Source organism: Candidatus Oleimmundimicrobium sp. (assembly GCF_030651595.1).
In the GTDB taxonomy this organism is placed as follows: Bacteria; Actinomycetota; Aquicultoria; order UBA3085; family Oleimmundimicrobiaceae; genus JAUSCH01.
In genome coordinates, this window is the sequence record NZ_JAUSCH010000076.1 from 1 (window position 1) to 8,104 (window position 8,104).

General features: G+C 38.8%; 6 protein-coding genes. All 6 read left to right on the forward strand.

The annotated features are described in order from the left end of the window. On the forward strand, positions 1–324 hold a 324-nt coding region (locus tag Q7U95_RS04800; protein WP_308752320.1), incomplete at its 5' end, for a GIY-YIG nuclease family protein. 277 nt (positions 325–601) lie between these two features. After that, positions 602–2,620: an O-antigen ligase family protein gene (locus tag Q7U95_RS04805; RefSeq protein WP_308752322.1), complete on the forward strand. Its 2,019-nt coding sequence runs from the start codon at positions 602–604 to the stop codon at positions 2,618–2,620. Positions 2,621–2,669: 49 nt separating this feature from the next. Then, positions 2,670–3,692 carry a cytochrome c3 family protein gene (locus Q7U95_RS04810; RefSeq protein WP_308752324.1) on the forward strand — a complete coding sequence of 341 codons (1,023 nt, stop codon included), beginning with the start codon at positions 2,670–2,672 and terminating at the stop codon, positions 3,690–3,692. Positions 3,693–3,700: 8 nt separating this feature from the next. Beyond that, complete coding sequence (locus Q7U95_RS04815) at positions 3,701–4,768, forward strand: NapC/NirT family cytochrome c (RefSeq protein WP_308752326.1); 1,068 nt, start codon at positions 3,701–3,703, stop codon at positions 4,766–4,768. A 348-nt stretch (positions 4,769–5,116) separates the two neighbouring features. Further along, positions 5,117–6,145: a 6-bladed beta-propeller gene (locus Q7U95_RS04820; protein ID WP_308752328.1), complete on the forward strand. Its 1,029-nt coding sequence runs from the start codon at positions 5,117–5,119 to the stop codon at positions 6,143–6,145. A gap of 217 nt (positions 6,146–6,362) precedes the next feature. After that, the coding region (locus Q7U95_RS04825; RefSeq protein ID WP_308752330.1) for a cytochrome c3 family protein at positions 6,363–8,104 on the forward strand (1,742 nt) is incomplete at its 3' end.

Consider the following 8,104-nt stretch of genomic DNA (forward strand, 5'->3'; position numbering starts at 1 on the left):
CGGCGCGGCAATCTCTGGGTTATAATTACTTTCATGAGTAAGAAAGCCTATGTTTACATAATGACCAACAAAAGAAACAAGGTTCTTTATACGGGAGTTACAAGTGATTTAATAAAGAGAGTTTATGAGCACAAAGAAAAGCTTATAAACGGATTTACTGCGAAATATAAGGTAAATAAACTTATTTATTACGAAGTTTTTAACAATATAACAAATGCTATCTCAAGAGAAAAACAGATAAAAGCCGGTTCCAGAGAAAAGAAAATTGAATTGGTAAACAGCATGAACAATAAATGGAATGATTTATACAATACCTTGCTTTGAGACTGCCGCGCTTTGCTCGCAGTGACGGTAAAGGGGTAGGCAGTGACGAATAGGATTGTCATTGGAAGAAATTAAATCCTCCGTCATTGCGAGGAGCAATAGCGACGAAGCAATCTCAAGATCACCACGGGCTAAAGCCCTCGTGATGACGAGAAGATGAAAATTCAAGGAGCTGCAACTAACTAAAATCGTAAAATGAGAAATAACCACATTTCTTTTTTTGGACGATAAGATATAATAAATATCAATTCGTTAAGGGAAATCCGGGAGGTCTGTTTTGGTAAATATTGACGTAGATAAGGATATTAAGTCGGCGCAACAAAACAAGCAAACTTTTTCAATGGAAGATGCCCAGTTTTATGTGCTTGCGTTGTTTGCTTTTATTGCTCCCCTTGCTCAGAGCAACTTGGTGGTAAACGGTTATTACTTTGCTAAACTGTCGATTTTAAATTGGACAGCCATCATCCTGGTTGCCTTATTTTTAATTAGGTTGATTGGGGGCAAAGGTATTTTAAGGCGGACTTATCTCGACATCCCCATAGCTTTATTCGCGGTTTTGTTTATCGTTTCTACTCTAAACTCGGTTCATCTTCCGACCAGCATATTTGGACGTTACAATTACGGAGAGGGAATCATCATTTTTGCCAGTTACTTAGTTCTATTTTTTGCGGCCTCCAACATTAACTGGACGCCGAAGCGAATAAATTTCATGGGTGGTTCTTTTATTTCCACTGCTTTTATCGTCTCTCTTCTCGGTGTGGCCGAGTTTTTTGGATATGGCAAGTTTTCCGGCGGCGCTATGGGCTCGTTTGGCAGCCGGATAAGCTCAACTCTCGGTAATCCCGTATTTCTGGGGGCTTTTCTGGCCATTGCTTTACCAATTGTGTTTGCGAAATATTTTGAATCTAAAAGTCTTCGTGATTTTTCTTTGTTTGCCGGAATTTTGCTTTTAATATTGATTGCCCTTGCTATGAGTTTAAGTTTGGCGGGATGGTTGGCGGCTTCGGTGGGTATTTTAGTACTTCTCTCTGTTTTAGGAAAAGATTATATCAAGAAAAAAAAGAATTTCATTATAATCTTTTTTATTATTTTGCTGGGGTTTTGTCTCGTTGGAAATTTTGTTCTGTCTTTTAGAGGAGAATCTGCCATCCACAGAGCTACAACAGTTTTAACGGGACAAGGCTCAATGGGCACGCGGATAGAGAATTGGAAAAGCGCTGTCATTATAACCGGAAAACGTCCAATTTTTGGATGGGGGCCGGGAACATATCGAATTGCGATGAACAAGTATATGACTTTGGGAAAGATACAGCTTGAAGCAAGGGCCGTAGACGCGGATGCCCATAATATTTTACTTAACACGGCAGCCACTCTTGGCCTGCCTGCTCTTATTGTACTGCTCTGTATATTCGGAATGTTTATTTGGCGAGGGGCTAAAATTGTAAGTGAAAGCGAACCTGATGCAAAACCGATGCGGGCGGCCCTTTTTGCGGCGGCGGTTGGTTATATGGCATTTTGGCAGCTTAATCCAACCAGTGTAACAACCACTCCCTTTTGGTGGCTGTTGGCCGGTGTCATTATGGGTCAGAAGCATATTTCCGAGCGCGACTTGCAGTTTAAATTTTCATTTTTTCTTAAGGTTTTGCTTGTTTTTTTAGTTGCAGCTGTTTCTTTGGGGGCTTTGTCCGCGACTGCTCGGCCATTTCTAGCCGATATGTATTATAGAAAAGGGATAATAAGCTCTATGATTCAAAATAATGAGGTTGTTGCGGATGGGCTGTTTCAAAAGGCTACAAGGTATGCTCCTTACGAAAAGACTTACTATTTGATGGCCGGTGATAATTGGTCAAAGCGTTATGACAAAACAAAGAACGAAGAAGACTTCAATAAAGCCATTGAGTGGTATGAGAAAACGTTAAAAATCAATGATGTTGAACCCGAAGCTTATACCCACATGAGCAACGCGTATATATCCTTGAAAAGTGAAGACGGGTATCGAAACGCCATAAAATATTTAGGGAAAGCTGTTGAGATTACACCCTATCATGCCGGGGTTCATGAAGCTAAAGGTGACTGTCATTTTGAGCTCGATGAATACGAAGAAGCTTTGCCGGAATATCAAGAAGCTGCAAAAATTGAACCAAATTTAGCTGTCTACCAGTTTAAAATTGGGCGTTGTTATGAAAAGCTCAACCAAAAGGATGAGGCAATTGTGGCTTACGAAGCTGCCTATATCTTAGATAAAAACTTTGTTGATGCCTTAAACGCGATTAAGAAACTTAATGTTGAAAATTAGAAGAAAATGACAATGGGATTGATTTGTTGATAAATAGGAAATGTAAGTTATGAAAAAGTGGGAAAAAAGGGAGAAAAAAGGGAAAAACCGGGCTTTGATGATTAAAAAACCATTCTTAAAAACGGGTTTTTTAGCCATTGTTATTTCAGTCATCATTTTTTTAGCCATCGTTGTTTTGACTGTTTCACTGATAACGGTAACTACCTATAGCGGAGTATCCCAGAAAATATTTTGCCGGACCTGTCATGTAATAAGAAACGAATTCGATGCTTTAAAAAAATCACCCCACAAAGATGTGCCCTGTTTGTCCTGTCACGGCAGCCCGGGTGTATTTGGTTTTTCTTTTAGGATGGCGGATGGGTTGCAGAACGGATTGTCTTATGTTTTCAAAACCTATAAAGAGCCTATTGTTTCAGAAGTATCAAACGATGCTTGTTTAAGATGTCATTATGATATAAAGAGACGGTTAGCAGTAAACAACGCCATACAAGTAAGCCACAAAGAGTTTTTAGACACTGGATATAAGTGTTCTGATTGTCATAATACGGTGGCACATGGAGATGTCATCGCCCAGCCAAAGATGCCTTATATGGATAAATGTACTGCTTGTCATAATAATAAAAAAGCTCCAACTACTTGCGGTTTATGCCATATGGAGAAAATGAAAAGAGAGGTAAGAACTCCGGGGCCATGGGCAATAACTCACGGCCCTACATGGGAAAGAACTCACGGCATGGGAAATTTAACTACATGCATCATCTGTCATGAAACTGAAAAATGTGAAAGGTGTCATATCGAGATGCCTCATCCTGAAAGTTGGCCTTATATTCACGGAGATGAAGCCAAAAAAGGGAGCATAGGAGATGACTGTTGTAATTGCCATTTAAATAGCTTTTGTGAGGATTGCCACAGGTTTGAAATGCCTCATCCTTTTGGTTTCTTGCCTGGGCATCCGGGCATAGTTAAGAAAAATGGAGACGAGATATGTTACACCTGTCACATAAAAGGTGATTGCAACGCGTGTCATGAAAGACACATGCACCCGGGTCTTCAACATTTAATGACAGAATAGGGATGAAATTGAAGGAAACATTACTGGAATTATTAAAAAAAGAAAAAATAATTGAAATATTGTCAAATCCTGAGGCTTACCCGGAGAAAGCCGTATTGATAATGGGTATGGTTATAATCATTGTTTTCATCCTTCTGATTTTAATTGGGGTTTTTACAGTTAAACCTTCAAAAAAAAGTTTAGAAGTAAAAGCAATAAATAAGGAGTTTAGGAAAGAATGCTTTTTAATAAATATTGAGATATTCGCGGTAATAATTCTCTTAATCATGATTCCGCTGCTAATGTATACTTCTACTCCAACTTTTTGTAGTTCCTGTCATGTAATGCAAAATGATTACGAATCCTGGAAAGTATCTATGCATAAAAATATAAGATGTATAACGTGTCACTACAAGCCCGGGGTGGTCAATTCAAATATTGAAAAAATTAATCTTCTTCGAATGACTTTCAAGTTTTTTACCAAAACATATGAGGAGCCCATACTTGCCGAAATAAGAAATAGCTCATGCAATAAGTGCCACAATGATGTTAAAAATAAATCTCTTGTAAATCACACGATAAAAGTAAATCATAAAGAATTTTTAGAAAAGGGAGCAAAATGTGCCGATTGCCACAATACGGTAGCTCATGGGAAAGCGGTTCTCCATCAAAAATATCCTCATATGGATTATTGTGTAACCTGTCATAATGATAAAGAAGTGACCAGCAAATGTATGCTATGCCACGTAGAAGATATTGGTAAAAGGCCCAGAGAAGTTATGGATTATCCCAAAGTTCATTTGGAATCAATTACTTCATGCGACGGGTGTCATGATACAAAAACATGCAATAAGTGTCATGGAATTGAAATGCCTCATCCACCTGGTTTTTCATCTCCGTGGCAACATGCGAAATTGGCGGCTTTTGAGAAACAAAGAGTTTGTTTAAAATGCCATAGTCTTGATTTTTGCAACAAATGTCACATGTTTCCGGGTCATCAATATGAATTTAAACCGACTCATGGTAGCGGAGGGAAGACTGGTTCTAACTGCTCAGGTTGTCATCGAACCAAGAACTTTTGTGATTTGTGCCATTAAAGGCGGGGAAGGAGTAAGATAGAATAGCTACCAGCCTCCAGCCATCAGCTTCCAGGAAAAACAAAAATGTGAGATTGAAATAGAGGGCTGGTGGGAAAAAAGGGATTAAGGAGAAATTAAGAGGTAATTGGTGGAGATTAAGTGGAGATTGGGAAGAGATTAAGTGGTAATTGGTGGAAATTATGTAGAAATTAAGGAACTAAAAAACTCCTGACTCCCGCTTGCCCGCCTCTGGCGGGACTAAGAGACTACCGACTAACAGGATTAAGGAGTTAGTGGCTATGTTGGGTAAATTTTGTTAATATATTATAAACTTATATTCGTGATTCTACCTATAGGGGGTAGAGAGTGGTATCTTTTAAAAATATTACAAAAAGGGCTATCAAATTTATTAAAAAAAGATGGAAACATCTTGAAAAAAAATGGAAGCATACAGGAAGACGGGAACATATCTTAATATTAAGTCTTATTATTGTGTTATTTGTAATCCTTTTGTTTTCGGTCTTTTATTTATATGGTTTGGTTGGTTTTAGAGGCAGCCAAAATAATGTCCCTGTTAAATTTATTTATAATATTGGTGAAGAAAAAGGACGAGGGTCCTTAAAAAGTCCTCTTGGAGTGGCTATTTCTGAAAATAGAGTTTATGTTGCTGATAGTGCAAACGGAGAAGTTAAGGTTTTTACCTCAAAAGGAACTTTTTTATTTTCTTTCCCTGTTTCAGGGGATAAATCCACATCTTATCCCGTAGGAATTATTGTTGGCCCCGATAAAAATATTTATGTTTCTGAGATTAAAAATCAGCATCTCATGGTCTTTGATTCTAACGGTAAGTATTTGCACGATTTTCCGAAAAAAAATAAGTTAACAATAAAACCTCTCGCTCTTGCATATGCAAACGGCAAGCTCTATATAACCGATATTGGTGACCATACCGTAAAAATATTTGATTTAAGCGGGAAATTTTTAAAAAGTATTGGAAGAAGCGGAAGCGGGATTGGGGAGTTTTTTTATCCCAATGGAGTTGCTGTAGATGAAGATGGCAAAATTTATGTTGCTGATTCCAATAATGGAAGAGTTCAGGTTTTTGATGCTGATGGCAAATATGAATATAAGATTAACGGGGAAGGAGATACAAAAAAAATACTCTATTTACCCAGGGGGATAGCTATCGATAACTTGCATAGGATTCATGTTACAGATCCTTTTGCACATGGCGTCTTTGTCTTTGATGATGAGGGTAAATTTCTTTTTTCTTATGGACACGAAGAAGGTATGTTGATGGCTCCAAACGGTATAGTATTTGGGCCTGAAGATAAAAAAATTTACATAACCGATAGGATTAATAATTCTATAGAGGTTTGGGAATATAAACATTGAAAAAAAGCTCTGCTTATGTTATATTTTCATAGGGCGCCAAGAGATTGGTGCTTTCTTTTTTTAAATTAGTTAAAAAAATATCATAGTTTTAACTATTTAAGCTTATTTTAAAGCTTGATATAATAATGTATATCTTTAATCTATATTAAAGTTTAAAAAATACCCGCCCGAGGTGTATATGTTTTTTAAAATTGCCATTTTTGCCAAGAGGCAAATTTTGTATTTGTTTGCCATTTTTACCGGTAAGAGGTCGAAGAATTTTTTAAGAAAAGGCGCCCTGATTTTTTTGGGTGTAGTTTTTATGCTTGGAGTTACAGTTTGCCCCGCATTTGCTTTTCCGACTGCTCCAACCGGCTTAGTTGCTGAACCGTCTGTTTCACCGGATATTAATATAGGGTGGTCTGCTCCCACAACCGGGGCACCGAATTCTTACCGTGTTTATCGAAGTCTTACATCGATTACAGATGAAAATAAATTATCTGCTGTTATTTTAGTTAATTTAAGCGGTTCAATTACATCTTATGTTGATAAATCCGGTATATCCGGGGAAACATATTGGTATGCTGCGGCTGCCATTGATGATGATGGAGAAGGACTGCTTTCCAATAGCGATGATGCTACTGTAGCCGGCAAAGAAAACCCTCACGGTACTTATATGGACACTTCAAATCTTTGTCGTGATTGTCATGATGCTCACAACTCTGTTGGCTCAACGGTTAGTTTTCGACGTGCTTCAGAAAAAGAGGTTTGTTATACCTGTCATGATGGAACAGGCAGCGATTACAATATTCGCACAGGCGAAGGTGGCTTTGATGAAGTGACGTTGGGTGAAACCACCAGAATTTCTTATCATCCGGTACCTAACACAAATTTAGAGCTTGAATCGCCGTTAAATCCAATTAGCTGTTGCGATTGTCATACTCCTCACTTAGATCCAACCGGTAGATCGAGATTGTTAATGGCGGGGGGATTTGATGGCGGAGATGAATTTTGCGGATATTGTCATGGCCCAAATCCAAACTGGAAAGGGGTAAATTTAATCGGGGGGGACCACTTAAGTTACATAGGAGAACCCCATGGGCATTATTTGACTACCGCGTCTTATACACCTTCTCAGGCTGCCACTAAAATTAATTGTTTAGCTTGTCATGGTTATCATGGTGCGGATATTAGGCCTTTAATACCGTCGACGGTATATTCTAATCCAGTTATTTCAGGAGGCGATAGTTTTAGCAATAATACGTTTTGTCAGGCTTGCCACAATTCAGCTATTGACGGAAGCGCTTGGGGCGGACTCGCTCTTTACGATAACGTGAAACATGGCTTAACAGTGGCGGCTCATGCCAATCTCACGTGGACAGCGGGAGCTTATGAAAACGAATATCAAGGAGGGTATTGTCTTAATTGTCACAATCCTCACGGGACCAATTATAGTCCAAGTTTAGATACGACGTATTTAGAGAGTTTTACCGACTACCAGAAAGATTATCAAAACCAGCTTTGCTACGATTGTCATGTAGATTCCAAGGTGCCGGCATCTGATTATAGCTATAAAGGTAAAGATTCTTATATTGTTTCAGGCCACGGTGAAAGTATGAATAGCGGAAATATTTGGCCAACGAGTGCTGATACCGGCGGGGGTCTTTGGACCGGTGGGGCCGAGCCGACCCAATGCGTAAATTGCCACAATCCTCACGGAAAAGACAGAGGAGACGGAGCAGCATATGATTTTCTGCTTTTGAGGTGGGCGTGGGATAGTACCGGAAATAAAAGTGGTGAAGAATATCTCTGTTACGGAACATCGTCAGGTAGTTCACAAAGCTCAGGATGTCATTCGGTGGCTTATACCTATAGCAATTTGGGAACCGGTGGATTTTACGGAAGCGATGTGAGTTTAAATATCTGGGACTTGTTTAATCCGACAACCGAGGTAACCGCTACTGCAATAGCAAGCAATGC

What these genes read in the sequence shown, in the direction of transcription:
- Q7U95_RS04810 (WP_308752324.1), top strand. Translation starts at nt 2,670, where the DNA reads ATGAAAAAGTGGGAAAAAAGGGAGAAAAAAGGGAAAAACCGGGCTTTG.